At 75.5% G+C, this 22,962-nt stretch carries 23 protein-coding genes; 11 read left to right on the top strand and 12 right to left on the bottom strand.

Features of this window, described 5'->3' with window-relative positions; all coding sequences use genetic code 11:
- Window positions 1-128 precede the first annotated feature (128 nt).
- Complete coding sequence (locus AB6N24_RS16910) at window positions 129-605, top strand: SbcC/MukB-like Walker B domain-containing protein (protein ID WP_412870553.1); 477 nt, start codon at window positions 129-131, stop codon at window positions 603-605.
- Between the two features lie 29 nt (window positions 606-634).
- Here the strand turns inward: AB6N24_RS16910 and AB6N24_RS16905 are convergent, their stop codons facing one another.
- Window positions 635-1,825, bottom strand: coding sequence for a PP2C family protein-serine/threonine phosphatase (locus AB6N24_RS16905; RefSeq protein WP_412870552.1), 1,191 nt, complete (start codon window positions 1,823-1,825; stop codon window positions 635-637).
- Window positions 1,826-2,007: 182 nt separating this feature from the next.
- Window positions 2,008-2,421 (bottom strand): hypothetical protein, encoded by a 414-nt coding sequence (locus AB6N24_RS16900; protein ID WP_412870551.1) that lies wholly within the window; start codon window positions 2,419-2,421, stop codon window positions 2,008-2,010.
- Window positions 2,422-2,675: 254 nt separating this feature from the next.
- Here AB6N24_RS16900 and AB6N24_RS16895 point away from each other — a divergent pair, with 254 nt between their 5' ends.
- Window positions 2,676-3,557 (top strand): ABC transporter ATP-binding protein, encoded by an 882-nt coding sequence (locus tag AB6N24_RS16895; protein WP_412870550.1) that lies wholly within the window; start codon window positions 2,676-2,678, stop codon window positions 3,555-3,557.
- Window positions 3,554-6,124 carry an ABC transporter permease gene (locus AB6N24_RS16890; RefSeq protein ID WP_412870549.1) on the top strand — a complete coding sequence of 857 codons (2,571 nt, stop codon included), beginning with the start codon at window positions 3,554-3,556 and terminating at the stop codon, window positions 6,122-6,124. The genes AB6N24_RS16895 and AB6N24_RS16890 overlap by 4 nt, the downstream gene beginning before the upstream one ends.
- A 102-nt stretch (window positions 6,125-6,226) precedes the next feature.
- On the opposite strand, the gene AB6N24_RS16885 is transcribed toward AB6N24_RS16890, so the two are convergent.
- Together AB6N24_RS16885 and AB6N24_RS16880 are read right to left on the bottom strand one after the other, a co-directional pair.
- Window positions 6,227-6,508 (bottom strand): winged helix-turn-helix transcriptional regulator, encoded by a 282-nt coding sequence (locus tag AB6N24_RS16885; RefSeq protein ID WP_412870548.1) that lies wholly within the window; start codon window positions 6,506-6,508, stop codon window positions 6,227-6,229.
- On the bottom strand, window positions 6,505-6,909 hold the full coding sequence (locus AB6N24_RS16880) for a VOC family protein (protein ID WP_412870547.1): 405 nt from the start codon (window positions 6,907-6,909) through the stop codon (window positions 6,505-6,507). The genes AB6N24_RS16885 and AB6N24_RS16880 overlap by 4 nt, the downstream gene beginning before the upstream one ends.
- 167 nt (window positions 6,910-7,076) lie before the next feature.
- On the opposite strand from AB6N24_RS16880, the gene AB6N24_RS16875 reads away from it, so the two are divergent.
- On the top strand, window positions 7,077-7,529 hold the full coding sequence (locus AB6N24_RS16875; protein WP_412870546.1) for a response regulator: 453 nt from the start codon (window positions 7,077-7,079) through the stop codon (window positions 7,527-7,529).
- 49 nt (window positions 7,530-7,578) lie between these two features.
- Here AB6N24_RS16875 and AB6N24_RS16870 read toward each other — a convergent pair whose 3' ends face one another.
- The 6 genes from AB6N24_RS16870 to AB6N24_RS16845 form a co-directional block, all read right to left on the bottom strand.
- Window positions 7,579-8,289 carry a hypothetical protein gene (locus AB6N24_RS16870; RefSeq protein ID WP_412870545.1) on the bottom strand — a complete coding sequence of 237 codons (711 nt, stop codon included), beginning with the start codon at window positions 8,287-8,289 and terminating at the stop codon, window positions 7,579-7,581.
- A gap of 94 nt (window positions 8,290-8,383) precedes the next feature.
- Complete coding sequence (locus AB6N24_RS16865) at window positions 8,384-10,063, bottom strand: alpha-amylase family protein (protein WP_412870544.1); 1,680 nt, start codon at window positions 10,061-10,063, stop codon at window positions 8,384-8,386.
- A complete protein-coding gene (locus AB6N24_RS16860; RefSeq protein WP_412870543.1) occupies window positions 10,060-11,169 on the bottom strand; it encodes a TIGR03885 family FMN-dependent LLM class oxidoreductase in 1,110 nt (369 codons plus the stop codon). Before AB6N24_RS16860 ends, AB6N24_RS16865 begins: the two co-directional genes overlap by 4 nt.
- Before the next feature lie 73 nt (window positions 11,170-11,242).
- Window positions 11,243-11,653: an ATP-binding protein gene (locus AB6N24_RS16855; protein WP_412870542.1), complete on the bottom strand. Its 411-nt coding sequence runs from the start codon at window positions 11,651-11,653 to the stop codon at window positions 11,243-11,245.
- A 259-nt stretch (window positions 11,654-11,912) separates the two neighbouring features.
- The gene (locus AB6N24_RS16850) at window positions 11,913-12,299 is read right to left on the bottom strand and encodes a hypothetical protein (protein WP_412870541.1); all 387 of its coding nucleotides are present in this window, start codon (window positions 12,297-12,299) and stop codon (window positions 11,913-11,915) included.
- A gap of 228 nt (window positions 12,300-12,527) precedes the next feature.
- Window positions 12,528-13,817: a multidrug effflux MFS transporter gene (locus AB6N24_RS16845; RefSeq protein ID WP_412870540.1), complete on the bottom strand. Its 1,290-nt coding sequence runs from the start codon at window positions 13,815-13,817 to the stop codon at window positions 12,528-12,530.
- A 93-nt stretch (window positions 13,818-13,910) separates the two neighbouring features.
- On the opposite strand from AB6N24_RS16845, the gene AB6N24_RS16840 reads away from it, so the two are divergent.
- Both AB6N24_RS16840 and AB6N24_RS16835 read left to right on the top strand, forming a co-directional pair.
- Window positions 13,911-14,528, top strand: coding sequence for a putative glycolipid-binding domain-containing protein (locus AB6N24_RS16840; protein WP_412870539.1), 618 nt, complete (start codon window positions 13,911-13,913; stop codon window positions 14,526-14,528).
- 294 nt (window positions 14,529-14,822) lie between these two features.
- Window positions 14,823-15,794: a methyltransferase gene (locus tag AB6N24_RS16835; RefSeq protein ID WP_412870554.1), complete on the top strand. Its 972-nt coding sequence runs from the start codon at window positions 14,823-14,825 to the stop codon at window positions 15,792-15,794.
- A gap of 4 nt (window positions 15,795-15,798) precedes the next feature.
- Here the strand turns inward: AB6N24_RS16835 and AB6N24_RS16830 are convergent, their stop codons facing one another.
- Window positions 15,799-17,379 (bottom strand): MFS transporter, encoded by a 1,581-nt coding sequence (locus AB6N24_RS16830; RefSeq protein WP_412870538.1) that lies wholly within the window; start codon window positions 17,377-17,379, stop codon window positions 15,799-15,801.
- A gap of 228 nt (window positions 17,380-17,607) precedes the next feature.
- On the opposite strand from AB6N24_RS16830, the gene AB6N24_RS16825 reads away from it, so the two are divergent.
- The 3 genes from AB6N24_RS16825 (at window position 17,608) to AB6N24_RS16815 (ending at window position 20,862) form a co-directional block, all read left to right on the top strand.
- Window positions 17,608-18,075, top strand: a complete 468-nt coding sequence (locus tag AB6N24_RS16825; protein ID WP_412870537.1) for an NfeD family protein — start codon at window positions 17,608-17,610, stop codon at window positions 18,073-18,075.
- Between the two features lie 98 nt (window positions 18,076-18,173).
- Window positions 18,174-19,643, top strand: coding sequence for a flotillin family protein (locus tag AB6N24_RS16820; RefSeq protein ID WP_412870536.1), 1,470 nt, complete (start codon window positions 18,174-18,176; stop codon window positions 19,641-19,643).
- Between the two features lie 532 nt (window positions 19,644-20,175).
- Window positions 20,176-20,862 carry an LmeA family phospholipid-binding protein gene (locus AB6N24_RS16815; RefSeq protein WP_412870535.1) on the top strand — a complete coding sequence of 229 codons (687 nt, stop codon included), beginning with the start codon at window positions 20,176-20,178 and terminating at the stop codon, window positions 20,860-20,862.
- A gap of 98 nt (window positions 20,863-20,960) precedes the next feature.
- Here AB6N24_RS16815 and AB6N24_RS16810 read toward each other — a convergent pair whose 3' ends face one another.
- Window positions 20,961-21,395 (bottom strand): hypothetical protein, encoded by a 435-nt coding sequence (locus tag AB6N24_RS16810; RefSeq protein ID WP_412870534.1) that lies wholly within the window; start codon window positions 21,393-21,395, stop codon window positions 20,961-20,963.
- Window positions 21,396-21,492: 97 nt separating this feature from the next.
- Between AB6N24_RS16810 and AB6N24_RS16805 the strand changes: the two genes are divergently transcribed.
- Window positions 21,493-22,200, top strand: coding sequence for a M50 family metallopeptidase (locus AB6N24_RS16805; protein WP_412870533.1), 708 nt, complete (start codon window positions 21,493-21,495; stop codon window positions 22,198-22,200).
- 58 nt (window positions 22,201-22,258) lie between these two features.
- Entirely contained in the window at window positions 22,259-22,858 is a 600-nt protein-coding gene (locus AB6N24_RS16800) for a DUF2510 domain-containing protein (RefSeq protein WP_412870532.1), read from the top strand.
- Window positions 22,859-22,962 lie beyond the last annotated feature (104 nt).

Raw genomic sequence — 22,962 nt, 5'->3', positions numbered from 1 at the left:
GCACTACACGCGCCACGAGGACAGCCACGCGCACGAGGTGCTGCTGTGCGTCCAGTCGGGCTCGACGCTCGCGGACCGCGACCGCGAGCGGCTCGGACAACTCCCGTGCGCTCACGCTCGCCACGTACGTGCTGGTCCGCCGCTTCGAGGACGTCGTCGCGGCCGCCAACGACCGCCTGCTCCTCATGTCCGACGGGCGCTACGAGCTCGTGCGCAGCGACGAGCGCGAGGACGTGCGCACGCGCCGCACCGGGCTGTCGATGCGGGTCGTCGACCACTCGACGGGCCTCGAGCGGGACCCGCGGACCCTCTCGGGCGGCGAGACGTTCTACGTGTCGCTGTGCCTCGCGCTGGGCATGGCCGACGTCGTCACCGCCGAGGCCGGCGGCATGGACCTCGGGACCCTGTTCGTCGACGAGGGCTTCGGCTCGCTCGACCCCCACACGCTCGACGTCGTGCTCGCCGAGCTCGGCCGCCTGCGAGCCGGGGGACGGGTCATCGGCGTCGTGTCGCACGTCGAGACGCTCAAGCAGTCGATCGCGGACCGCATCGAGGTCCGGCACCTCGCGGACGGGTCGAGCACGCTGGCGGTCCGCGCCGGCTGACCGCGAGCGGTGCCCGCGGGTCGGTCCGCTCAGTCCACCGTCTCGCGGCGCAGCGCCAGGATCGTCAGGTCGTCGGGCCGGTCGTTCGCCCCGAGCGCCCACAGCACCTGCGCGACGGCCTCGTGGGCGGACGGCGCGCCGCGCACCGCACGCTCGACGACGGCGAGCGCCTCGAGGGTCCCGCCGGACGCGTCGAGGGCGTCGAGCACGCCGTCGCTCAGCGTGAGCACGAGGTCGCCGGGCTCGAGCGCGACCTGTGCGGCGACCCGCTCGGTGCCGGGGACCGCGCCCAGCGGCGGGCCCTGCGAGGCGAGCCGCTCGGTGGTGCCGTCGGCGCGGAGCAGCAGCGTGAGCCCGTGGCCGGCGTCGGACCAGGTCAGGACGTGCGCCTCGGGGTCGATCTTCCCGTGGAACGCGGTCACGAAGCTGCCGGTCCGCAGGAGGTCGGCCTCGAGGGCGGCCTCGGCGTCCGCGAGCGAGGCGGCGACGTCCCCGCGCCGCGCGGAGCTGCGCAGGACCGCGCGCACGGTCGCTGCGATGATCGCCGCACCGCCGCCCTTGCCCATGACGTCCGCGAGCGTGAGCGCGACCCCGCCGGTGACGGGGTGCCAGTCGTAGAAGTCCCCGCCGACGGCGCGCGCGGGAAGGCAGCGCCCGGACACCTCGTAGCCGGGGAGGTCCGGCATGCTGCGGGGCAGGAGCCCGGCCTGGACCTGGGACGCGCGCTCGAGCTCCTCGTGGACCAGGAGCTCCTTCTCGACCCACAGCGCGAGGTCGCGCAGCAGCCGCGCGTCCTCCTCCCCGAAGGTGCGGGGCGTGGAGTCGGCGAGGCAGAGCGTGCCCACGCGGTACCCGGCCTGGCCGTGCAGGGGCTGTCCCGCGAAGAACCGGACACCCGTCGGACCGGTCACGTACGGGTTGTCGCGGAACCGGGGGTCCGCGCGCGCGTCCTCGACGACGAGGAGCTCGGGGTGGTCGAGCGTGAGCGCGGACAGCGACGCCTCCCGCGGGTACTCGCGTGCGTCGAGCCCGACCCCCGCCTTGTGGAAGACGCGGTCGCGGTCGACGAGCGCGACGGCGACCTTCTCGACGCCGAAGAGGTTCTGCGCGAGGCGCACGACGCGCTCGAACCGCTCCTCGCGCGGGGTGTCGAGCACACCGAGCCGGCGCACGACGTCGACGCGGGTGTCCTCCGCCTCCTGCGCGCGTGTCACGGTCATGCCCCGACCGTAAGCCGGTATCGGCGCGGAGGTAAGCGCGCTCCTCGGGCACGGGCCGGCGCGACCGGGACGCCCCCGGACGAACCGGGACGAAGGCTCCGGGTGAGAATGCCGACATCGCGGCAGGGCGTGCCACGAACCGGGACGGACGTCCGGCGCTCGGACGGGCGGGTCACGCGGCCTCACCAGCTCCAGCCGCGAGCGGCGAGCTCGACCTCCTCGCGGAAACGCTCCTGCGGGTCGCCCTTGGCGCGCTGCAGGACCTCGACGCCGGCGAGCCGGCACGCCTCGGCGAGCAGCTGGTCGTAGGCGAGCTGGGTAGCGATGACGCGCTCGGCGAGCGCGAACGTCCGGGGCTCGCCCTCGAGCGCGCGCGCGTGGTCGGCGACGACGCCGAGCCGGGTCTGCAGGCGCAGCGCGACGAAGGGGTCGGGCGGTCCGGGCTGGTTCCGGCGCAGCCGGTCGGCGGCACGCTCGAGGGTCCGCGCCAGGCGCACGCGCCACGGGGCCGGCTCGTCGGGGCTCGGGAAGAGCGCCATGAGGGCGCCGAAGAGCACGGCAGGGCCGAGGAAGACCACCAGCAACGACCACATCATCGTCGGCCCCCGTCCCTGCGCCTGACGTCAGGCTAGGCGCATGATGTGACGTGCGCCACAGCAATGCGGGAGACCCGCAGGACGGTCGGTCGAGCGCGTCCGAGCCCGCAGGCAGGGCTGCCCGCAGGGCCGCCCCCGGGGGTGCGCTCAGGGGTGGGCAAGGGCCTGACCAGGGGGTTCCCCCATCGCCCGCGCCGCCCGACGGGGCCACGATGAGGGACGGCAGCAGTCCGACCCACCGAGGGACCACCCGCATGAGCAGCACCGCCAGCCCGACGAGCCCCGCCACCACGAGCAGCCCCACGGGTGCCGCGACGCCCCCCGCAGCGACGGCGATCGCGTACGCGCGGGAGCTCCGCAAGACGTACGGCGACGGCGACACGGCGGTGCACGCGCTCGCCGGCGTCGACGTCGAGTTCCGGCGCGGCGAGCTCACCGCGATCATGGGCCCGTCGGGCTCGGGCAAGTCGACGCTCATGCACTGCATGGCGGGCCTCGACCGGCCCACGTCGGGCACGGTCGTCGTGGACGGCGACGAGGTGAGCCGGATGAACGAGCGCAGGCTCACGAGGCTGCGCCGCACGCGCCTGGGGTTCGTCTTCCAGGCGTTCAACCTCGTGCCCACGCTGACCGCGCTCGAGAACATCACCCTCCCGCTCGACATCGCCCGCCGCCCCGTCGACCGCGCGCACCTCGACGCGGTGGTCGCGGCCGTCGGGCTCCAGGACCGCCTGCACCACAAGCCGAGCGAGCTCTCGGGCGGCCAGCAGCAGCGCGTCGCGTGCGCCCGGGCGCTCGTGTCGCGGCCCGCGGTGGTGTTCGCCGACGAGCCGACCGGCAACCTCGACTCCGCGTCGTCGGCCGAGGTGCTCGGCTTCCTGCGCCGCTCCGTCGAGGAGCTCGGGCAGACGATCGTGATGGTCACGCACGACCCGACCGCCGCGTCCTACGCGCACCGCGTGCTGTTCCTCGCCGACGGCCTGCTCGTCGGCGAGCTGCTCGACCCGACGCCCGCGTCGGTGCTCGACGCGCTCGCCGCCGCCGCGCAGTCCGCCGCGGACCGGGCCGCCGCAGCCCGGACCACCGCGGTGCTGTCGGGCGCCGACCGGTCCGGTGCCACCCGGTCCGGACGGTGAGGCGCGTCGCCCTGCGGGGCATCCGCGCGCACCTCGTGCGCTTCGTCCTGTCGGTCCTCGCGGTGGCGCTCGGCGTCGCGTTCGTCGCGGGCACGTTCGCGCTGCGCACGATGCTCTCCACGACGTTCACCGGGATCGTCGAGAGCACGACGACGGCCGACGCGTACGTGCAGGGGACGCAGACCGTCGGCGGCTCGCAGCCGGGCGGGGACTCCGGGCTCAACCCCGTGCCGCTCGCGCTGGCCGGGACGCTCGAGGGTGTCGAGGGCGTCGACCACGTGATCCCCGCCCTGCAGGGCCCGATCGTGCTCGTGGGGGCCGACGGCACCGCCGTGCAGAGCACCCAGGCGCCGTCCTTCGCGTTCGCCTACGACCCGCGCGACGACACGCTCGAGCTCACCGACGGGCGCGCTCCCGAGGGCGAGGGGGAGATCGCGGTCGAGGCCGCGACCCTGGAGAGCTCGGGGCTCGCGGTCGGGGACTCGACGACCGTCGTGCTCGGCGACGAGCTCCGGACCGTCGAGATCGTCGGCGAGGCCACCGGGGGCACGCCGTTCGCGGGCGCCACGATCGTGCTGCTCGACGCCGACGTGGCGACGGCCGCGTACGCGCCCGACGGGCTCGTGCCGCTGCACGCCGTGCACGCCGAGGACGGCGTGAGCGAGGCGCAGCTCGTCGAGCGGATCGACGCCGCGCTCGCGGACCTCCCCGAGGGGGCGCAGGCGGCCGCGGTCACCGGCGACTCGCTCCGCGCGGACACCCGCGCCGAGATCGACAGCCAGCTCGGGTTCGTCACGACGTTCCTGCTCGTCTTCGCCGGGATCTCGCTGTTCGTCGGCGGCTTCATCATCGCCAACACGTTCGCGATGTCGGTGCGCCAGCGGATGCGCGAGTTCGCGCTCCTGCGCGCCGTCGGGGCGTCGCCCGCGCAGGTGTTCGCGTCGATCCTCGTGCAGGCCGCCGCCGTCGGCGTGCTCGGCTCGGCGCTGGGCGTCGCGGGTGGTGTCGGGCTCGTGCAGGTGCTCAAGGTCGTCTTCGAGCGCATGGGCATGACGCTCTCGGGCGAGATCCCGCTCGACGGGTTCACCGTCGTCGTCTCGATCCTCGTGGGGACCGTCGTGAGCGTGCTCGCCGCGGCGCTCCCGGCCCGCCGCGCCGCTCTCGTGCCGCCCGTCGAGGCGATGCGCGACGACGTCGCGGTGCCCGAGCGCTCGCTGCGCCTCCGGGCCGTGCTCGGGTCGCTCGCGGTCGTCGCCGGGGTCGCGGCCGTCGTGTCGTCGGTCCGGTCGCCCGACGGGGACGACGCGGGGCTCGTGCTCGGCGTCGGTGCAGGGGCCGTGCTCGTCGGCACGCTCCTGCTCTCGCCCGTGATCGCGCGCTGGTCGATCGGCGTGCTCGCGCAGCCGCTGGTCGCGACCGTCCGCCCGCTCGGCCGGCTGGCTCGCGGCAACGTGGTGCGCAACCCGCGCCGCACCGCGAACACCGCGGGTGCGCTCATGATCGGCATGGCGCTCGTCGGCGCGTCGGCGGTCCTCGCGGCCTCGGCCCAGGCGTCGACCAGCGCGATCGTCGAGGCCGAGGCGAACGCGGACCTCATCCTCCAGTCGGCCGGGTCGAGCTCGATCCCGGCGGGCGCGGTCGACGACGTGCAGGCGGTGCCCGGCGTCGACGCGGTCGACCCGTTCCTCGCCGGGTCGGTCCTCGTCGCACCGGCCGGACAGACCCCCGGACCGGAGGACGCGGACCTGGTCGCGGGCATCGAGCCCGGCGCCGTGGGGCGCAGCCTCGACATCGAGGAGATCGACGGCTCGTTCGGCGACGCCCTCGCCGCGGGACGGCTCGCGGTGCAGGAGCAGGCCGCCGACGACGAGGGCTGGGCCGTCGGGGACGAGCTCACGGTCGTCGGGGTGGGCGGGGCGCGCACCGTGGAGATCGGCGCCGTGATCGACTCGCGGGCCATCGGGACCTCGGTCGTGCTGCCCGCCGACCTGTTCCGGGCGCTCGTGCCGGAGCAGCAGACGTTCCTGTCGACCGCCTTCGTGACGTTCGACGACGGGGCCGACGCCGGCGACGTCCGCGCGGGCGTGACGCGGGCCGTGCAGCCGTACGTCGTGGTCGCCGTGCTCGACTCCGAGGAGTACATCTCGCAGATCGCCGCGCAGATCGACCAGGTGCTCGTGATCCTCTACGCGCTGCTCGGCCTCTCGGTCGTGATCGCGGTGCTCGGGATCGTCAACACCCTCGCGCTCTCGGTGATCGAGCGGACGCGGGAGATCGGCCTGCTGCGCGCGGTCGGGCTGGGCCGGCTCCAGCTCGCCGGGACCGTCACGATCGAGTCGGTGCTGACCGCGGTGTTCGGGACGGTCGTCGGGCTCGGCGTCGGGGTCGCGCTCGCCTCGGCGATGCCCACGGTGTTCGCCGACGAGGGCCTCGGGACGCTCGTCGTGCCGTGGACGAGCCTCGCGGCGATGCTCGCGCTGGCCGTCGTCGTCGGGGTGCTCGCCGCCGTGTGGCCCGGGGCGCGTGCTGCGCGGCTGCCCGTGCTGCAGGCGATCAGCTACGAGTGAGGTCCGGGGCGAGCAGTCGCCTGGAGGGCGCTCCGGTACGCAGCTGCCACGTGCGGCGGAGGAGCGCCCACCTCGGCCGCGTGCGCCTCCACCCGCCGCACCCTAGGCGTGCTCCCGGCCCCAGCGCCCGAGCGCGTCGATCGCCTCGTGCAGGGCGAGCCCGCGATCGGTCAGTGCGTAGGCGCGGGTGTTGTGCCGGAGGGGCAGGCGGGTCAGGACGCCGGCCGCCTCGAGCTCGCGCAGGCGCGTCGCGAGCATGTTCGTCGGCACTCCCAGGTCGCGCTGCAGGTCGCCGTAGCGCTGCGGCCCGTCGAGCAGCCGCTCCACGATGAGCAGGGCCCACCGTGCCCCGACGATGCCGAGGGCCGCGGCGAGGTCGCTCACGCCGTCGGATCGGTGTCCGGCTTCATCCAGAACGGCGAGTAGTGGTAGCCGTCGGGGTCGTCGAACTGGCGCTGGTACATGAAGGGGTAGTCGTCGGTGTCGCCGATCCGCCCGCCGGCGGCCCCGGCACGCTCGACGAGGTCGTCGACCGCCTCGCGGCTCCCGAGGTCGAACGAGACCGTGACCTTCGAGGGGGTGTCGGGGCCGCCGACCACCTCCTCGACGCCGCCGACGCCGGCGTACATCTCGCGGCTCCCGAGCATGACGTACTGCTCGGGCGCGATCGCGAAGCAGGACACGTTGTGATCGGACATCTCCGGGTTCAGGGTCCAACCCAGGGCGGTGTAGAAGGTGGTCGCGCGCTCGACGCTCTCGACGGGGCAGGTGATGAAGAGGCTCATGACGTCGATGCTTGCAAAATGCAAGTGCCACGTCAAGGCCTTCGCGGCGGCGGACCGGCAGCGCAGGCGCCCGGCGGAGGGAGCGCGCACGTCGAGGGCCCGTCCTGGAGCGGGCGGGCCCCCGGCGTGGGACCCTTCTGCGTGACCTCTTCCCCGAACGCCGCTCAGTGAGCACCGCCGTCCCGCGCCGCCGCCCTCGCGTCCTGCTCGTCGAGGACGACCCGGGGGACGTGCTGATGATCCAGGAGGCGTACGACGACCTCGACCGCGGTGACGACCTCATGGTCGTGAACGACGGTGTCGAGGCCCTCGAGCACGTGCGCCGCGAGGGCCGCTTCGCGGAGGCCCCGCGCCCCGACCTCATCCTGCTCGACCTCAACCTGCCGCGGATGAGCGGGCGCGAGGTGCTGCACGCGCTCAAGACCGACCCGGACCTCAGCCACATCCCGGTGGTCGTGCTGACGACGTCGTCGGGCGAGGAGGACATCGTCAACGCGTACACGGGGCACGCGAGCTCGTACGTCACGAAGCCCGTGGACTTCGAGGAGTTCGTGGCGGCGATCCACCAGATCGACCGCTTCTACTCCGAGGTCGCGCGGCTCCCCGACCACGCCGCGTAGCGGGTCCGGCCACGTGCCGGGGGCGTCGGGCGCCTGAGCGTCCGGCGCCTCAGGCGTCCTCGGACGTCCGCTCCGCGAGCCGGCCGAGCACGTCCGCGACGGTGCCCTGCTTCTCCGCGATCGTGCGGCTGATGGTCTCGTTGATCGACTCGCGCGCCTCCGCCGCGGCGACCGCGTCGGCGTGCAAGGTCGTGAGGCGCGCGACCTCGAGGCAGAGCCGCACGGTCTGGGCCACCTGCTGAGCGAACGCGTCGCCGCGCACGAGCACGTCGGCGTCCCAGGGGTCGAGCTCCTCGGAGTAGAGGTTCACGGACAGCTCGACGCCCTCCGCGACGTGCGCGGGGATCCCGGCGGCGGAGCGGAAGCCGTTGTCGAGCGAGACGCGGCGCCACGAGGCCCAGCGCGTGTCCTCGAGGATGTCCGGGACGAGCACGACCTGGAGCAGGTCCATCGCCGTCACGCACGGCCCCGCGCCGGTGTCGTACTCCGTCTGGTCGCACAGGCCCGCGCGGGCGGTGCTGGTCGCGACGAGGCGGTCGTGCCCGCGGTGGCGCACCGAGATGCTGATCTCGGTGCCCGCGAGCAGCTGGGTCCCGGCGCGCGACGCGAGGTCGTCGAGGTGGTCGCGGACGGTGCGGGCCTCGAGCACGAACGTCTCGAGCTGCTCGTCGGGCGGGAGGTCGGGGAGCCCGTCGTCCGGCCCGGCCGCGTGCTCGTCCGTGCGTGCGTCCCGCGGCTGGCCGGGGTGGTCCTGCGTCATCGTGCGCTCCGCTCTCGTCGCGATCGCAGCGACGACGACGCACTCTAACCGCGGGACCGCCCCGCACGGGCACGCACCGGCACGGCCGAGCCGGCTACACGAGCCGGCGCGACCCCGGCCGGACGACCCGCAGCCACCGGTACCCGTACCCGGGCAGCGCGACCTCGACGCGACCGTCCTCGCCGCACGGGGTGGTCATGTCGTCCTCGAGCAGGTCGACGAACCGCACGTCCGCGTCGAGGTCCGGCAGGTGCAGCGGCACCGTGACCGGCTCGGCGGCGAGGTTGTGCACGGCGACGAGCGAGCCGTCGCCCCACGAGCTGCGGTGCGCGAGCACGTGGGCGTGCGGCTGGTCGAGGACGTCCACGGTGGCCCAGCCGAGCTCGGGGCACTCGCGGTACCGGCGCACGAGCAGGCCCATGAACGTGAGCATCGAGTCGGGGTCGCGGCGCTGGTCGGCCACGTTGACGTGCTCGGGGGCGAACCCGCCCTCGACCACCGGCGCGGTGAGCCGCGACGCCGGGGCGGTCGAGAACCCGCCGTTCGGGCCGGCGTTCCACTGCATCGGGGTGCGCACCGCGAGCCGGCCCTCGACCGCCAGGTTCTCGCCCATGCCGATCTCCTCGCCGTAGAACAGCGTCGGGGTGCCGGGCAGCGAGAACAGCAGCGAGTAGACCATCCGGATGCGGCGGGGGTCGCCGTCGAGCATCGGGGGGAGCCGGCGGCGCAGGCCGCGGCCGAAGACCTGCATGTCCTCGTCCGGCCCGAACGCCGCGAACACCTCCGCGCGCTCGTCGTCGCTGAGCTTGTCGAGCGTGAGCTCGTCGTGGTTGCGCAGGAACGTCGCCCACTGCCCGTCCTTCGGGAGCGGCGGCCGGGCCTCGAGCGCCTCCACGATCGGCGCCGCGTCGCCCCGGGCGAGCGCGAGGTACGTCGCCTGCATCCCGGGGAAGTCGAAGATCATCGTCAGCTCGTCGCCGTCGCTGCCGCCGAGGAACTCGACGGCCTGCTCGTACGGCAGGTTGACCTCCCCGAGCAGGATCGCGTCCCCGGAGCGGCGGTTCATGAACGAGCGCAGCGAGCGCAGGTACTCGTGCGGGTCGACGAGGTCGTCGCGGGGGTTGACCTCCGCGCCGTCGAGCAGGAACGGCACGGCGTCGACCCGGAAGCCCGAGAGCCCGAGCTCCATCCAGAAGCCCATGACCTTGGCGATCTCGTCGCGGACCTGCGGGTTGGCGACGTTGAGGTCGGGCTGGTGCTTGTAGAACCGGTGCAGGTACCACTCGCCGGTCTTCTCGTCGAGCTCCCAGATGCTGTCCTCCTTGTCGGGGAAGACGACGTCCTTCTTGGTGCCCTTCGGCGGCGGGTCGGAGCGCCAGACGTAGTAGTCGCGGTACGGGTTGTCCTTGCTGGACCGCGCGGCCTTGAACCAGGGGTGCTTGTCCGACGTGTGGTTGACGACGAGGTCCGCGATGACGCGCATGCCGCGGTCGCGTGCGGTGCGGATGATCTCGACGACGTCGCCGTGCGTGCCGAGGCGGGGGTCGACGCCGTAGAAGTCGGTGATGTCGTAGCCGTCGTCGCGGTCGGCCGTCGGGTAGAACGGCATGAGCCACAGGCACGTCACGCCGAGGTCGGCGAGGTGGTCGATGCGCTGCGCGAGGCCCGCGAAGTCGCCGGTGCCGTCACCGTCCCAGTCCATGAACTTCTGGACGTCCAGGCAGTAGACGACCGCGTTCTTCCACCACAGGTCCGAGGTGTCGGTGATCCTCATGCGTGGCCCACCTCCGCCTCGGGGCCCGGCTGCTGGTGCTCGGGGGCGTAGAGGTGCGGGTCGTGGGGGTCGGCGTGCCCGGCGGCGCCCGCGGACGCGGTGCCCGGCGACGCGGCCGAGGAGGTGCCCGGCCCGGTGCCCGACGACGTGCCCGCGAGCTGCGGGACGACGCGCTCGCCGAACACGTCGACGAACTCCTCGAGCTCCTGGCCCACGTGGTGCAGGTACACCTGGTCGAAGCCGACGTCGACGAGCTCGCCGATCTGGTCGACGAGCCGCGAGACGTCCGCCGAGACGATCACCGTGCCGCGCACCTGCTCGGGCGGGACGTCGGCCGCGACGACGTCGAAGTGCTGCGGCGTCGCGAGGTCCCAGCACACCGGCGGGTCGTAGATGTTCGTGCGCCACTGGTCGTGCGCGATCGCGAGCGCCTGCTCCTCGGTGTGCGCCCACGACAGGTGCACCTGGAGCGCGAGGTCGCCGCGCCCGCCCGCGCCGCGGTACTCCGCGACGATCTCGCGGAGCTTCTCGACGGGCTGGTTCGTCGTGATGAGGCCGTCGGCCCAGTCGGCGTGCGCGCGGGCGGTCGCCGACGTGACCGCCGGGCCGATGAGCTTGGGCGGGGTGTCCGGGAGCGTCCAGACGCGCGCCTCGTCGACCGTGACGAGGCCGCGGTGCGTGACCGTCTCGCCCGCGTGCAGCGCGCGGATGATGTCGACGCACTCGCGCAGCCGGGCGTCGCGCTCGGCCTTGGGCGGCCACGGGTCGCCGGTGATGTGCTCGTTGGCGTTCTCGCCCGAGCCCAGCGCGACCCAGAACCGCCCGGGGAACATCGCCGCGAGCGTCGCCGACGCCTGCGCGACGATCACGGGGTGGTAGCGCTGCCCGGGGGCGTTGACGCAGCCCATGGGGAGGTCGGTCGTGGCGAGCGCGGCACCGAGCCACGACCACGCGAAGCCCGAGTGGCCCTGGCGCTCGCTCCAGGGCGCGAGGTGGTCCGAGCACATCGCGGCGCCGAAGCCCGCTGCTTGCGCCTGCTGGACCGCGCGCAGCAGCGCGGCGGGGTGGACCTGCTCGTGCGAGGCATGGAGTCCGACGACAGTCATGCCGCCCATTCCTACCGGCCGGGCCGCGTGGGCGCGCGGTGAGCCACGGTCGGGGGACCCCGCCGCGCGGGGCTCAGCGCAGGGCGACCCGGAACCAGACCGTCTTGCCGCGCCGGGCGTCGACGTCGACGCCCCAGTCGTCCGCGAGGCGCTCGACGAGCTCCATCCCGCGCCCGCCGAGGTCGCTCGGGCGGGCGCGGCGCACGACGGGGCGCACGGTGCTGTCGTCGCTCACCCGGATCGTCACGGAGCCGTCGGTGCAGCGCAGGGAGACGGCGATCGCGTCGGCGACCGCGCCGTACTTCACGGCGTTCGTCACGACCTCGCTGACGAGCAGCTCGACCGTGCGCGCCGCGGACGCCTTCGCGCCGTGCTCCTTCACCAGGCCGACCGCCCAGTGCCGCGTCTCGCGCGCCGCGGCAGGCACGGCGGCGACACGCAGCCGCGCGCTGACGCCCCGGCCGCCCCGTGCCGACGGCGCCATCACGACGCTCCCTCCCCGGCACCTCGAGCGGTGCGCAGGAGGTCGGGCGCGCCGGCGACGGTCCGCCCCGCGGGTCGCGCCGTCGTCGTTCCCGGTCCGCCGGTCGCCGGCGCGAGGTCGAGCGTGCGGGCCACGACCCTCCCTCCGACGGACGAGCCCGGGGTACGGGCGAGCGCGCGCCATCGTATCCACCCGCGCGCGGCCGCTCACGGCGTGCCGCGGGTGATCGTCGGGAGGGGGGAGCGGGTCGCGGCGGTCGTCACGCGTCCTGGTCGTCGAGCTCGTCCGGTCCGGCGGGGGCGGGGGCGTCGACCACGACGGCGTGCCCCCCGGCCGCGGTGAGGTGCGTGCGGTCGTCCGGGTCGACGTTCACGCAGATCAGGCCGCCGCCCCGGCGCTCGAGGTGCGCGCCGGCCTCGTCGAGCACCGCGGCGACCCGTCGGCTCCCGATCCGTGCGGCGCCGAGGTCGAGGATGACGAGCGACGCGGACGCCGAGAGCGGGCCGAGGACGTCCGCGAGCCGGACGGCGTCCTCGCGGCCGAGCACACCCGTGGGGCGCAGCGTCGCCGTCAGCCAGTCCGCCGCGGCGGGGGGCTCCGGCGGCGGGGACGCGGCGGCGCGCTGGTCGGGCAGGGTCGTGGTCATGGTGGTCGGGCCTCCCGGCGGACCGGCGCGGCGCCGGCCCTGTCCGCGACCCACTGTCGCCGAGGTGCCTGAACGGCAGGTGAACGTCAGGCAGGAACCGGGTGGGGACGTGGTGCGGGGCCGGGCCCGCGGCCCTGCACGGCAGGCCGAGGCGTCGACCCGCCGTGCGGCGCCGGCCCCGCCGGCGTCACCGAGCGACGGCCGCGCCGGGCCGGTGGTGGTCCGAGGTCAGGCGGCGAGGGCGCGGACCCGTCGGGCCGGCATCCCGACCCGCGTCACGAGGAGCAGGACCGCCGAGACGAGGATCGTGCCCGTCATGACGACCGCCATGCGGAGCGCCGTCGGCTGCCCGCCGACGCTCGTGAGCGGGGCGATCACGGCGCCGAGGCCGAACTGCAGCGCCCCGAGCAGGGCCGCGGCGGTCCCGGCGCGCTGCGGGTTCGCCGCGAGCGCGATCGCCGGGGCCGACGGCATCACGAAGCCCGCGGTCGTCAGGACCAGGACCAGCAGCGTCGTCACGGGCCAGAACCCACCGCCCGCGGCCGCCACGACGAGCAGTGCCACCACGAGCACCACGCCCGCCGCGACCGCCCACGCCAGGATGCGCTCGGGCTCGAACCGCCCGACGAGCGCGCCGTACACCTGCGAGCCCGCGGTGATGCCGGCGGCGCCCGCCGCGAACACCCAGCCGAACTCCTGCGCGGACAGCGCGAAGCCGTCCTGGAACACGAACGTGGCCGCCGAGACGTACGTGAACATCGCGCCCATGTACGTCGCGGACAGGAACGCCAGCCCGAGGAAGGTGCGGCTCGTGAGCAGCACGCGGTAGGACCCGAGCGCCGCGCGCGTGCCGCCGGTGCGTCGCTTCTCGACCGGCAGCGACTCGCGCAGCGCCACCGAGGCGATCACGAGCAGCACCAGGCCGACCACCGCGAGGAAGCCGAACACGAGCCGCCACGAGCCGAAGTTCAGCAGCTGGGCGCCGATCGTGGGTGCGAGCACCGGCGCGACGCCGACGACGAGCATGAGCCGCGCCATCATCTTCGACACGGCGACACCCTCGAACCGGTCGCGGATCGTCGCCATCGACAGCACCATCCCGGCCGCCGCCGCGAAGCCCTGGACGACGCGCAGCGCCGTCAGCATCGCGACCGACTCGACGAGCGCGATCGACGCCGAGACCAGCACGTAGAGCACGAGCGCCCCGAGCAGCGGCCGCCGGCGCCCGTACGCGTCCGAGAGCGACCCGATGAAGAGCTGCCCGAGCGCGAGCCCCGCGAGCGACGCGGTGAGCGTGAGCTGCACGGCGGCGGTCGAGGCGCCGAGGTCGGCGCCGATCTCGGGGAACGCGGCGAGGTAGGTGTCGAACGTGAGCGGGCCGATCGCGGTCAGCGCCGAGAGCAGCAGCACGAGGCCGACGCCGAGGCGGGTGCGCGCGGGCAGCGCCGCCGGGGTGCCCACGGGGTCGGGGCTCGTGGGGAGGGTGCTGGTGGGGGTCGCGCCCGGACCGGTGGTCACGGCGGGCGCGCTCGTCGCTGGTGGCATGACTGGCGCAACACCGGCACGGCGCTGCCTCTTCCGTGGTGTCCGGTCCGCGAGAAGACTCGGGCGATGACCCCGTTCGCCGACCCGCCGCCGTTCGCCGCCTGGGAGCACCGCACGGCGCGGGAGGGCTTCGAGGTCGTGCACGTCACGGCGCTCGGGGGCGGAGGGCCCGGGGGGCTCGACGGGCTCGGCGGCGGGTGGCGGATCACGACCTGCACGACCGCGGTCGAGGACGGCGAGCCCTGGGTCGTCGACGCGGTGATCGACGTCGACGCCACGTGGACGACGCGGCGGGCACGCGTCCGGGGGCTGTCGCCGGCCGGTGAGCGCACGCTCGTCCTCGACGCCGACGGCTCGGGCCGCTGGCGGGTCGACGGCGAGCACGACCCGCGCCTCGACGGCTGCCTCGACGTCGACCTCGAGTCCTCCGCGGTCACCAACGCGCTGCCCGTGCACCGCATGCGCCTCGCGGTCGGCGAGGGCGGGCCGGCGCCGGCCGTCTACGTCCGCGCCGTCGGGCTCGACGTCGAGCGCCTGGAGCAGACGTACGCGCGCGTCGAGCACCCCGGTCCGGGGCGGCGGTTCGCGTACACGGCACCGGCGTTCGACACCGCGTGCGACCTCGAGGTCGACGCCGCAGGGCTCGTGCTCGAGTACCCCGGGATCGCGGTGCGCCGGTTCTGACGTCGCTGCGGCCCGTGAGCGCTGCCGGTCGTGGCGGTGCCGCCGCGCGGTGCCGGGCTGCGGCGCGTGGCCGCCGCCGTGGGCGCCCGCGATGCTGCGCAGGCCGAGCGTCCGCGTGGTCGCCGCGGGGAGGAGCGACCCGGACGCCGGCGCCCGGGCCGCCCGACGGCGCTACGGTCGGGCGGTCGACCCGGAAGGACACCCGTGACCGCACCGCCCGACGTGCCCGTCCCGCGCGATCCCCTCGGTCCCGGCCCGGCGTCCGGGACGTCCCGCGCGGACGTCGTGCGCGTGCTGCGCGCCGCGGGGTGCGTGTTCGCCGAGGACGAGGCCGACCTGCTGCTGACGGAGGCCCGGACACCCGCGGAGCTCGCGGACCTCGTCGTGCGCCGGGTCGCGGGGCTGCCGCTCGAGCAGGTGCTCGGCTGGGCCGCGTTCGCGGGGCTGCGCGTCGTCGTGGAGCCCGGGGTGTTCGTGCCGCGACGGCGGTCCGAGCTGCTCGTGCGGGAGGCCGTGCGCCGGCTCGGGCAGGGCGGTGCGGGGCAGGGCGGTGCGGGGCAGGGCGGTGCGGGGCAGGGCGGTGCGCGGCGGGGCGGTGCAGAACGGGGCGGTGCAGAACGGGGCGGTGCGGAACAGGGCGGTCGGGGGCACGGCGGTGCGGGGCCGGACGGGGCGTCGGGCGGCCGACCGTCGGGCGCCCGGGACGGCGGGTCGGCCGGAGCCGGCGGCACCGCGCGGCCGGGCGACGAGGACGCGCGTCGACCCCCCGTCGTCGTGGACCTCTGCTGCGGGACGGGGGCGGTCGGCGTCGCGGTGCTCGCGCGCGTCCCCGGTGCGGAGCTGCACGCGGCGGACCTCGACCCCGCCGCGGTCCGCTGCGCGCGCCGGAACGTCGAGCCGGCCGGGGGCCGCGTGCACGAGGGCGACCTCGACGCGCCGCTGCCGCGCGCGCTGCTCGGCCGGGTCGACGTCCTGGTCGCGAACGCCCCGTACGTGCCCACCGACGAGATCGCGTTCATGCCTCCCGAGGCGCGCGAGCACGAGGCGCCCGTCGCGCTCGACGGCGGTGCCGACGGGGTCGACGTGCACCGCCGCCTGGCGGCGGTCGCCCCGCGATGGCTCGCGCCGCACGGGCACCTGCTCATCGAGACGAGCGAGCGCCAGGCGCCGCTGACCGCCGACGCGATGGCCCGGGCAGGGCTCGTGCCCGTCGTGGTGCACGACGACGAGGTGGACGGCACGGTCGTCGTCGGCTCCCGACGCTGACCCGTCACCCGCCGCGCGGCACCGTCCGGTGCGCGACGAGCGCGGCGACCAGGGCGACGGCCGCTGCGAGCGCGAACCCCGCGGCGAACGCGCGCAGCTCCGCCGGACCGCCGAGCGCCGTGAGCAGCGCGCCGCTCAGCGCGAGGACGAGCGCGATGCTCACCGAGTCCATGATCTGGAGGGCCGAGCTGTTGGCGCCCTGGCTCTCGGGCGGCGACAGGCGCAGGGTCAGGATCGACGTCGTCGGGAACGCGAGCCCCATGCCGAGACCCGCGACGGTCCAGCCCACGTAGGCGATCGCGACCGGAGCGGCGGGCGCCACGACGAGGGCGACGACGGCGATCCCGGCGACCATGGCCCCGCCCCCGACGCGCAGCCACCGGACGTCGGACCACCCGCCGAACCCGCGCCCCCGCAGCCACGAGCCGGTCGACCAGCTCACCGCCGCGCACGTGAGCACCGCGCCCGCCGCCGACGGGCCGAGGCCGCGGTGCGTCTGCAGCAGCAGCGGCATGAACACCTCGGCCGCGGTGAACGCCGCGCTCAGCAGCCCACGGAGCGCGATGACCGTGGGCAGCCCACGGGCTGCGCGGAGCGTTCCGGGCGGGAGCATGCGCGGGAGCGTCAGCGCGACGGCCGCCCCGCCCGCGACGGTCCACGCGAGGGCCGAGGCACCCCGCTGCTGACCCGCGTGGTGCAGCGCGAGGACGCCGACGGCGGCGACGACCGAGAGGGCGACGAGCTGCGTCGACGTGCGGGCGTCGGACCGACGGGCTCCGGAGGGATCTGCGTCGGCGCCGACCGACGTGGCGCTGGCGTCCGTGTCGCCCGCGGGGCGGGCGCTGCCGTTCGCGTCCTCCACGAACGGGGCACTGCCCGACGCGTCCGCGGACGCGCGTGGAGCCTGCCGGATCGCCGTCAGCGCAGGCCACAGGGCGAGCACCGCGGGGACCGCGAGGAGCGGCACGCCGAGGAAGACCCACCGCCAGCCGAGCTGCTCGACGATCACCCCGGCGAGGAATGGACCGATCAGCCCGGGGACGACCCACGCCGCCGCGAACGCCGCAAAGACGCGCGGGCGGGTGGCCTCGGGGTAGACGCGGGCGACGACGACGTAGAGCACGACGCTGTAGAGCCCGGAGCCGATGCCCTGGACGACGCGGCCGGCGACGAGCACGGGCATGCTGCCCGCGAGCCCCGCCACGACGAGCCCGGCCAGGAACAGCGCGACGCCGGTGAGCAGCGGGGCGACGGGCGAGCGGCGGTCCGTCCACAGACCCGCGACCGTGAGCCCGACGACGCCCGCCGCGACCGGCCCGGCGAACGCGGTCGCGTACAGCTCGAACCCGCCGAGGTCGGTGACCACGCTCGGCATCGCCGTGGAGACGGCGAGCGCCTCGAACGCGCCCAGGGCGATGAGCGCGAGCATCCCGAGGGTCGTCGCGCGCAGTCCCGGCACGAACGGGCTCGTGCTCGCCGTCGCCCCCGGGGCCGCGCCGGGTGCGGACGCCCCGGTGCCGGCCGCCTCGGTGCTCGGCGTCCCGGTGCCGGACGTCCCGGTGCCGGACGTCTCTGGGTCGGTCACGTGCTCCCCGCGCTCTCGTGGTCCCGACGGCGCTGCGTGCGGTCGGCAGGTCCACTGTGCCGCGCGCCGCCGACACGCCGCCACCGCGTTTCCTCAGGCCAGGTGCGCGCCGCCCGCCCCCAGCCCGGTCCACGGACACCCCCCGAGGATCGCCCGGCAGACGGCTGCGGCGCGCGACGGCGGCCTGACACACTGTGCGCACACGCCCCCGCCAGGAAGGTCTCCACCGTGCTCGTCTTCACCGTCCTCGGAGCGCTCGGGCTCGTGCTCCTCGTGGTCTCGCTGGTCTTCGGCGAGATGTTCGACGAGGTCGGCTTCGGCGAGGGCGGGCTGTCCGGCTCGGCGATCGGCATCGGCGCCGTGGTGTTCGGCGCGTCCGGGGTGATCGCCGTCGCGAACGACCTCGGCACGGGGTGGGCGTACGCGATCGCGGTGGCGCTCGCCGCGGTCGCCGCCCTCGTCTCGCAGCGCGTCATCACGGCCCTGGCGGCGAGCGACGACGCCCCGCCGCCCCCGCTCGACGGCGCCTACGGCGTGACGACCGCGACGACGGGACCCAACGGCGGCGAGGTCCGGCTCGAGGGCGTGCGCGACCTCGAGAACCGCCTCGCGTGGGCCGACGAGCCCATCGAGCCGGGGACCCGCGTCGTCGTCGTCGCCGTGTCCGGCTCCCGCGTCCAGGTGACGCGCGCGTGAGCTGACCCGCGAGCCGCCCCCGCCCCGCCCCACCCGCACCGCCAGCACCGCAGACCGAGCACGCCGACGAAAGGAGCCCCGGGGGACCGGGGACCACCATGGACCAGCTTCTCGACGGGGGTGCCGTAGTCGCTGCGGTCGCCGCCCTGATCATCGCGTTCGTCGCCCTGATCGCCCTCATCACCAAGCGCATCCGCCGCGTCCCCCCGAACGAGGCGCTCATCATCGTCGGGCGCGGCGCCGGCAAGAACGCCGTCGCGACCGACTCGGGTCAGCGCGTCGTCGTGGGCGGGCGCGTGTTCATCTGGCCCGTGCTTCAGCAGGGCTTCCCGATCTCGCTCGAGCAGCGGCAGATCGGCATCACCGTCGAGGGCGTCGACAAGAACCGCATCAAGCTCGCGATCAAGGCGTCGATCAACTTCAAGGTCCGCGGTGACGAGGAGGGCGTGCGCCGTGCGGCCCAGCGCTTCCTGTCCCAGCAGGCGACGCTCAACGACGTCATCAAGGAGTCCCTCGAGGGCTCGCTGCGCGCGATCATCGGCGACATGACGATCGAGCAGATCATCTCCGACCGGAAGTCGCTCCAGGACGCGGTCGTCGCGTCGACCAAGACGGACCTCGCGGAGCAGGGCCTCCAGGTCGACCTGCTCAACATCTCCGACATCTCGACGCCCGGGTCGGACTACCTCGCGAACCTCGGCCGCGCCGAGGCGGCCCGTGCCCGTCAGGTCGCCGAGGTCAAGGAGGCCGAGGCCCAGCAGGTCTCCGAGTTCGCCAAGATCCAGGCGATGGAGCAGATCGCCGCCCGCCAGCGCGACCTCTCGCTCAAGCAGGCCGGCATCAAGGCCGAGACGGACCGCGCGAACGCCGAGGCCGACGCGGCCGGGCAGCTCGCGCGCGCGGAGCAGGACCGCCTGGTCGCGGCCCTGCAGCGCGAGGCGCTCTCCGAGCAGGCGCGCGTGACCGAGGAGCAGCTCGACATCGACGTCCGCAAGCCGGCCGAGGCCGCCGCGTACGCCGCCGTCCAGCAGGCCAACGCCAACCGCGACGCCACGAACGCCGCGACCGAGGCCGACGCGTTCAAGCGCATGCGCATCGCCGAGGCGAACAAGATCGCCGCGGTGCAGGACGCCGAGGCCGCCGCCGAGGCGACGATCCGCGCCGGCAACGCCGACCGCGACCGCCAGCTCGCGCAGGCGAAGGCCATCGAGGCGCTCGGTCTCGCGCGCGCCGAGGCGGCCCGCGCCGAGGGCCTGGCCGCCGCCGAGGCGACCAAGGCGCAGGCCGAGGCGCTCCGCGAGCAGGGTGCCGCCGTCCTCGCGCAGCAGGTCATCGCGCTCATGCCGGAGATCGTCCGCGCCGCCGCCGAGCCGATCTCGGGCATCGACAACCTCACCGTCGTCTCGACGGACGGTGCGTCGTCGCTCACCAAGACGGTCGCGCAGGTGCTGAGCGAGGGTCAGGACGTCATCAAGTCGCTCACGGGGCTCGACGTCGGGGCGCTCGTCGGCGGCCAGGCGGGCGGCCTCAACTCCACGGACCGCTCGCCGGACGGCGTGCGCTCCTGACTCTCCGCCGGCGGGGCCGGTCCGGTCCCCGCTGACGGCGACGGCTCGTCCCGCGTGATCCCGGTGCCCGGGTGCTCGGCTCCTCGCCGCCGCACCCGGGCACCGGTGCGTCCGGGCGGCGACGGGTCCGGGAGGCGACGCGTCCGGGAGGCGACGCGTCCGGGAGGCGACGCCGTCGCGACAGGGCCGCGCCATAAGGATCGGCGCGGCGCCGTCGCGACAGGGCCGCGCGAAAAGGAGCGGCGCGGCGCCGTCGCGACAGGGGCCGCGCGAAAAGGAGCGGCGCGGGACCGCGTCGTCGGGCGAGGCCGGCACCGCAGGAGCGGCATCGGGCCGGTGCTCCCGCCACGAGACCGGACGGCCCGTCGGACGGAGCGCGCATGGCGGTCGGCAGGATGCACGCGGACGAGGTGGTCGTCGACGCCGCGCTCGTGCACCGGCTCCTCGGGCAGAGGGTCGCGTGGCCACCACGCACGGGTGACCGGGTGACCGACGACCGGCCGGGGTGCCCGCCGGTCCCTACGCTGGCCCGATGGGTGCACGCGGAGTCGTCGTCGGGGTCGTCGGGATCGGGGTGCTCGTCGGCGGGCTGCTCGTCGTGGACCGGTACGCGGAGGGCGAGGTCGAGCGCGCGGCGGTCGACCAGCTCGCCGCCCGGCTCGACGTCACGGGCACGCCGACGGTCGAGCTCGGCGGCTTCCCGTTCCTCACGCAGCTCCTCGCCGGGTCGGTCGACGAGGTCGTCGCGCACGCCGACGGCGTGGTGCTCGAGGGCACCGACCTGGTCGACGTCGACGCCACCGCCACGGGCGTGACCACCTCGGAGCCGTACACCGCGGCACGGGTCCGGTTCACGGGGACGGTGCCCACCGCGTCGCTCGAGCAGCTCGTGCGCGACCACAGCGAGGTCGACGCGGACCTCGCCACCGACGGCGCGGAGCTCGTCGCGTCCGGCGCGGTGCTCGGCCTCGAGCTGTCCGCCCGCCTCGCCCCCTCGGTCGTCGAGGGCGCGCTGCAGGTCGGGGTGACGACGGTGAGCGTCGGCGGCGTCTCGGTCGACGTCGCGGACCTGCCCGGACGCCTCGAGGACCGGCTCAGCGGCATCCCCGTGCCGCTCGACGGGCTGCCGGAGGGCGTCGTGCTGAGCGAGGTCCAGGTGGTGCCGGAAGGCGCCCGCATCGTCGCCGTCGGGCAGGACGTCGCGCTCCAGGCGCCGTGACGCCGCTGCGCAGTGACGCCGCTGCGCAGCGACGCAGCCTCGCAGCCCACCCGGGACCGCCTCGCGCCGGTCGACCCGTCGCCGGTGGTGGTCGCCGGTCAGCTGCGGTGCGCCTCCTGGGCTGCGCGCAGGTCCAGCGCGTCGACCAGGCGGCGCAGGGTGGCCATGTCGGCGGGGTCGTCGGGGTCGGCGGGGTGCGCCGACGCGAGCAGCAGCAGCCGCCCGCCCGGCAGCGGACGGACGTGCGCCCACGGGGCCGCGACGACCCGCGCCTCGCCCAGCGTCGCCAGCTGGCGCCTGCGCTCCGCTGCAGGCGGAGCACCGTCGCCTGCGCGCCCGAGGCCGCGGACCAGGTCGTCACCGGGCCGGGCTCCCGTGAGGCGTGGTCCGGTGCAGCTGTGGCAGCACGTCGCTCGTCCATCGCACGCTCCCGGGTCGTCGTCGAACGCTAGCCCGCCCGTCCCGGGGTGCCGCAGGCCGCGGGCGACGTCGGCGCCTTCGGGGCGGCAGGTCTGGCCGAGCGGACGGGGCACGCGGGCACGCGGGGCGACGTCCCCGGGCGGCCCACACCCGGACGGCGGTGCCTCGCCGTCGCCCAAGATCTGGTTGGCTGCGCACCGGAGGTGATCCGTGGACCTGATCAGCGAGATCTGGCAGCGCGCGACGAGCACGCAGGACCCGGCCGTCCCGGCGGTCGTCCTCGTCACGGCAGGGGTGGCGCTGCTGTGCCTCGCCCTGCCGAGGCTGTGGCACCTGACGCGGCACGCGCTGACGATCGTGCACGAGGGCTCGCACGCGACGGTGGCGGTGCTCACGGGCCGCCGGCTCGCGGGGATCCGGCTGCACTCGGACACGTCGGGGCTCACCGTCTCGGTCGGGCGGCCGCGCGGGCCGGGCATGGTCGCGACGGCGTTCGCGGGGTACGTCGGGCCCGCGATCCTCGGGCTCGGGGCTGCGTGGCTGCTCGGGCGGGGGTATGCCGTCGGGCTGCTCTGGCTGCTCGTGCTCGCGCTCGCGCTCCTGCTCCTGCAGATCCGCAACTGGTACGGGCTCTGGACGGTGCTCGTCAGCGGCGTCGTGCTCGTCGGCGTGACCTGGTGGGCGCCGGTGGAGTGGCAGGTGACGTTCGCGTACACCGTGACGTGGTTCCTGCTGCTCGGCGCCCCGCGCGCGGTGCTCGAGCTGCAGCACTCGCGCCGCCGGGCCCGGGGGCGTGGGCAGTCCGACGCCGACATCCTCGGGAACCTCACCCGGACGCCCGGGATCCTGTGGGTCGGGATCTTCCTGGTCGTGACGCTCGGCGCGCTCGCGCTCGGGGCGTTCTGGCTCGTCGGCTGACGCCCGCGTCACCGGGCGCGTGTTCAAGGTCGTGCCGCGGGGTGCCGACGACACGCGTATGACGCAGAGCGTGGACGTGCAGCCGGGCTGGTACGACGACGGGCACACCCCGGGTGTCGTGCGCTGGTTCGACGGCGCGGCGTGGACCGAGCACACGACGCCGGTCCCGCCGCCCGAGGTGCCGCAGCCCGTCGCGGCCGGGGAGTGGTGGGGCTCGTCCCCGTCGACCGGCAGCGAGCAGGCCTGGGCCGGGACCCCGGGGCGGGGCGTCCCGCAGGGGTGGGGCGGTCCGCAGGCATGGGGTGGACCGGGCTCCGGCACGAGCACCGCCGGGTTCCCGCCCGCCGCGACGTACGGGACGGCCGCCGCGGGTGCGCGCGACGTCAGCGGCGGCGTCGGGCGCGAGCCCTCGGACGTCGTGCACTGGCTCCTGCCGACCGGCCGCTCGTGGCAGTCGATCGTCGCGGGGTACCTCGGGCTGCTCGCGCTGTTCCTGTGGCCGCTCGCGCCGTTCTCCCTCGCGCTCGGCGTGTGGGCGCTCGTCCGTGGGCAGCACGGCGGCCACGGACGTGGACGCGCGGTGTTCGCGATCGTCGCCGGGCTGCTCGGCGTGGTCCTCGGGATCGCGTTCCTCACCGGTGCGCTCACCGGCACCTGAGCCTGGGCGGCCACCCGCGCGCGTGAGCCCGCCGTCGGCCTGCGAGCGGGTGCACCCGCCGTCCGCCGCCGGCCCGGCGGCCGCCCCGGACGCGGTCTCGTATA

Source organism: Cellulomonas jepli (genome assembly GCF_047229345.1).
Classification (GTDB): domain Bacteria; phylum Actinomycetota; class Actinomycetes; order Actinomycetales; family Cellulomonadaceae; genus Cellulomonas_A.
This window is presented reverse-complemented; position numbering and strand designations above follow the sequence as displayed.

What these genes read in the sequence shown, in the direction of transcription:
- AB6N24_RS16860 (WP_412870543.1), bottom strand. Translation starts at nt 11,169, where the DNA reads ATGACTGTCGTCGGACTCCATGCCTCGCACGAGCAGGTCCACCCCGCC.
- AB6N24_RS16820 (WP_412870536.1), top strand. Translation starts at nt 18,174, where the DNA reads ATGGACCAGCTTCTCGACGGGGGTGCCGTAGTCGCTGCGGTCGCCGCC.
- AB6N24_RS16800 (WP_412870532.1), top strand. Translation starts at nt 22,259, where the DNA reads ATGACGCAGAGCGTGGACGTGCAGCCGGGCTGGTACGACGACGGGCAC.
- AB6N24_RS16850 (WP_412870541.1), bottom strand. Translation starts at nt 12,299, where the DNA reads ATGACCACGACCCTGCCCGACCAGCGCGCCGCCGCGTCCCCGCCGCCG.
- AB6N24_RS16880 (WP_412870547.1), bottom strand. Translation starts at nt 6,909, where the DNA reads ATGAGCCTCTTCATCACCTGCCCCGTCGAGAGCGTCGAGCGCGCGACC.
- AB6N24_RS16840 (WP_412870539.1), top strand. Translation starts at nt 13,911, where the DNA reads ATGACCCCGTTCGCCGACCCGCCGCCGTTCGCCGCCTGGGAGCACCGC.
- AB6N24_RS16855 (WP_412870542.1), bottom strand. Translation starts at nt 11,653, where the DNA reads ATGGCGCCGTCGGCACGGGGCGGCCGGGGCGTCAGCGCGCGGCTGCGT.
- AB6N24_RS16895 (WP_412870550.1), top strand. Translation starts at nt 2,676, where the DNA reads ATGAGCAGCACCGCCAGCCCGACGAGCCCCGCCACCACGAGCAGCCCC.
- AB6N24_RS16815 (WP_412870535.1), top strand. Translation starts at nt 20,176, where the DNA reads ATGGGTGCACGCGGAGTCGTCGTCGGGGTCGTCGGGATCGGGGTGCTC.
- AB6N24_RS16870 (WP_412870545.1), bottom strand. Translation starts at nt 8,289, where the DNA reads ATGACGCAGGACCACCCCGGCCAGCCGCGGGACGCACGCACGGACGAG.
- AB6N24_RS16900 (WP_412870551.1), bottom strand. Translation starts at nt 2,421, where the DNA reads ATGATGTGGTCGTTGCTGGTGGTCTTCCTCGGCCCTGCCGTGCTCTTC.
- AB6N24_RS16905 (WP_412870552.1), bottom strand. Translation starts at nt 1,825, where the DNA reads ATGACCGTGACACGCGCGCAGGAGGCGGAGGACACCCGCGTCGACGTC.
- AB6N24_RS16865 (WP_412870544.1), bottom strand. Translation starts at nt 10,063, where the DNA reads ATGAGGATCACCGACACCTCGGACCTGTGGTGGAAGAACGCGGTCGTC.